The organism is Enterobacter cloacae complex sp. IR5458 (assembly GCF_049238025.1).
GTDB classification, from domain to species: Bacteria; Pseudomonadota; Gammaproteobacteria; order Enterobacterales; family Enterobacteriaceae; genus Enterobacter; species Enterobacter kobei.
On record NZ_JBMKIF010000122.1, the window covers coordinates 1 to 1,504 of the forward strand.

The following is a 1,504-nucleotide window of genomic DNA, read 5'->3' on the forward strand; positions in this document are numbered from 1 at the left end:
CTGCATGACAAAGTCATCGGGCATTATCTGAACATAAAACACTATCAATAAGTTGGAGTTATTACCATGATAATAGTGTCTCGTTGTGTCTGGATAAGCGGATATAACGGCGTTCACCGGTATTTCTTTAATTAAAAAAATGATGTGTATGACTGATTTGTCTTGTGATAAATATCCTTAACAGACGGCGAGCTCGTCCGCCCATTTTGTTGCGGCCTGCATGGTTTCTATAACAGTGAACTCGCTGATATTGAGGGTATTACATATTTTCGCGGTTTCCTCCCAGTTAAGTTTCTCATAACATAACGACAGGGTCAGTATGTCAAAAAGTTCACCTTTATGTTCACAAAGCGCGGCAGTTACGTTTTGCGGGATTGAAATCTGTTTAATTAAATCGTCCATGGGGAGTTCAAGAATGACATCCAGCAATGAAAACAGACCGCATATAAATGCGTTATAGGATAATGAAACATTATTTATTTTTTCGGCAATTAATTCGCAGAATTTTCCGCGAACCATGCTCAGATGATAAAGTTCACTGATGCCGGAACGCCCCATATTTGAAAGGGCGGCCACCGCAACAAACCGCCGGAGTTCTTTGCCCCCCATATACATCAGCATTTCTTTCAGGGTAAGATTGTCCGCCTGAATTATGCCATGTGATTTAAACAGCATGTTTCTGACGTAGCGCATGATTTTATATGACAGCGTCAGATCGGTTTTAAGCAGACGTTCGACCGCGGCAAAGTCCGGGTTTTCCCTGTTCACCTCCATCATCAGCCTGGAGAGTGGCAGGGGGTTCTGGGAAAGGCATTTATTTCTGAGGATTTCCGGGCGACTGAAGAAAAATCCCTGGAAAAGCGCGAAACCCGCCCGGCTGTAAAGCTCAAACTCGTCCCTTGTTTCCACTTTTTCAGCAAGGAATTTTATGCCCTGCAGAAGCTGACTTTTTCTGTGGATATATTGCCGGATATCTTCATAGTCATTGTCTCTGACATCAAATTTGATGACAGAAATATACTGCATAAAGCGGTCCCATTCATCATCCATCGTGAAATCATCGAGCGCAAGCTGGTAACCCCTGTCGTGCATATCCTTTACGGCACAGAAAAGCGCATCATCCGGGACTGCATTTTCCAGAATTTCGATGACCACTTTTTCATTCGGCAGCGTATCGCCCAGTCCGTTAATGATCATCTGGTGCGGCACATTAATAAAAGAACTGTGATTGTTGGCTATACGGGGAACAGGGATGCATAAAAACTGGTCAGAAATCATTCTGGACGTGGCGTATTCTGGTGAAACATCGGGAAAGGCATTGTTCATTCCGTCTCTGAAAAGCAGCTCATAAGCGACGGTCTGCATTTTTGTGTCAAAAATAGGCTGGCGTGCGATAAATGAATACATATTCCCGGTCCCCAGGTCAGCGTTATAATTTTTAGAAATGTAACCTTTCTATGGCACTGTTGCAAAGTTAGCGATGAGGCAGCCTTTTGTCTTATTC

1 protein-coding gene is annotated in these 1,504 nt (G+C 43.5%); it reads right to left on the minus strand.

What is annotated here, in order from left to right; all coding sequences use genetic code 11:
- Positions 1-177: 177 nt before the first annotated feature.
- Positions 178-1,407 (minus strand): EAL and HDOD domain-containing protein, encoded by a 1,230-nt coding sequence (locus ACOTYN_RS26290; RefSeq protein WP_000286799.1) that lies wholly within the window; start codon positions 1,405-1,407, stop codon positions 178-180.
- Positions 1,408-1,504 lie beyond the last annotated feature (97 nt).